1 protein-coding gene is annotated in these 1,362 nt (G+C 44.0%); it reads right to left on the bottom strand.

All coding sequences use genetic code 11. The features are described from left to right. Positions 1-505: 505 nt before the first annotated feature. On the bottom strand, positions 506-1,362 hold an 857-nt coding region (locus ACOCD2_RS20125; RefSeq protein ID WP_419625961.1), incomplete at its 5' end, for a hypothetical protein.

Below are 1,362 nucleotides of genomic sequence, written 5' to 3'. Positions count from 1 at the left end.
CTATAAGCATGCATGTGTACGCAAGATGAAAACATGCATGTAAAAAAAAAAACCAAAAAAACAGTCTGTCCTACCTTGATAACAGCCTTCAGAATTGTTATGCCCATGTTCGTATAATCCACATTGGTATAATCCATGCAGGTAATTCCGTTACGAAAAAAGTCACAGTACAGTACACAGAAGTCACAGATGCTTATGGGCAGGCATGAATGCTCCCCTAATAGACGTTGTTTTCTTTTTAATAACAATAATAATAAAGAGGACTTCTAGAGCGCCCCATCTCGTTTGGGCTCGAAGCGCTTCACAATAGCACTGCGTACAACAGGACAACAACAACGACGACAACAAAGCACGCGAAGGCAGCCAACAACAGTACAGCAGCCAACAACACTGATCAAAAACGACAAAAAATGGGGGAGGGGAGGGGGAGGGGGCACGAAAGATATAGCCAAGCCGGGATACTCAACCTGCAACAGGTGTAGCAAACAGGACGAAAACCGTCAGACTAGTAGTGCGTGCTAAACAGATGGGTTTTGAGGGCTTGCTTGAATGAGGTTTTTGACTGTGAACTCCTGATGTCATATGGAAGTTTGTTCCAGATCACAGGACCAGCATATGAAAAGGACCTTTGACCAAAGGTTTTTGTTTTGACGGAGGGAACACAAAGAATGCGGTTGTCACTGGACGAACGGAGTTGTCTCGATGGTGTATAAATCCGCAAGACCCTGGACAGATATTCAGGACCGGAATCTGACAGAGAACTGTAACAGAGGGAGGATACTTTGTACTGAATTCTAGCTGCGACTGGCAGCCAATGGAGTGAGTGCAAAATGGGAGTAATATGGTCTGATTTGGAAGCTTTGACTGTGAGTCTTGCAGCTGCATTTTGGACTCTTTGAAGTCTATCAAGAAGGTATTGCGGTACACCAGAGAGCAAAGCATTACAATAGTCCAGTCTGGAAAGTACAAAGGCAGAGATGAGTGTTTTGGTGGCATCGACGGTTAAATACTGACAAATCGAACTGATTCGCCGAAGTTCAATGTACGCTGCTGTGCAAGTATTTGTCACCTGTTGGTGCATAGATAAGCTGCTGTCGAGTGTCACACCAAGATTTTTGACAAGGTCAGAAAAATCAACGTCAGTATCTCCTATGCGCATTGACTGAGGAATAAGTCCTGAGGTAGATGCTCTTTTAGACATAACAAGCATTGCTTCCGTCTTTCCGTCATTCAGTTGCAACCTGTTCAAAGTCATCCAGGACTTAACATCAGAAACACATTCTTGCATAGCTGAAATGGTTGTATCAAGCTGGTCAAGAGAGCTAGAGTTCCGCATCTGGGTATCATCTGCAAATGAGTGAT

This window comes from Thiolapillus sp., from assembly GCF_048562965.1.
In the GTDB taxonomy this organism is placed as follows: Bacteria; Pseudomonadota; Gammaproteobacteria; order Chromatiales; family Chromatiaceae; genus Thiolapillus; species Thiolapillus brandeum_A.
Note: the sequence above shows the minus strand (reverse complement) of the source record. Positions and strands in the feature narration are given on the sequence as shown.